Below are 267 nucleotides of genomic sequence, written 5' to 3' on the forward strand. Positions count from 1 at the left end.
GCGAGCATGTTCGCCAGCGCGACTCTCGGCGAAGTCATAGATCACCGCCTTCATATCGGAGAACTGCGTGGTGCTGTACGCCGACAGATAGGCTCGATGGGTCTTGCCCTTTCCCGGCGCAAGCATCTGTACCGGCGTCTCGTCGGCATGCAGTACTGCCTGCTGCAACACTTCTTCGCGAAGTGCATCGACCAGGGGATGCAGGCGCACGCCACACGCGCCACCCCAGGCGCCGAGCGTGGATTGCGCGATCGCCAGACCCGCCCG

1 protein-coding gene is annotated in these 267 nt (G+C 64.0%); it reads right to left on the minus strand.

The window, feature by feature from the left end; genetic code table 11:
* Positions 1-267, minus strand: a 267-nt coding sequence (locus SB751_RS31155; RefSeq protein WP_410749162.1) for an IS66 family transposase, incomplete at both ends; no start/stop codon positions are given.

Origin of the sequence: Cupriavidus sp. SIMBA_020, from assembly GCF_046535395.1 — a bacterium.
GTDB classification, from domain to species: domain Bacteria; phylum Pseudomonadota; class Gammaproteobacteria; order Burkholderiales; family Burkholderiaceae; genus Cupriavidus; species Cupriavidus campinensis.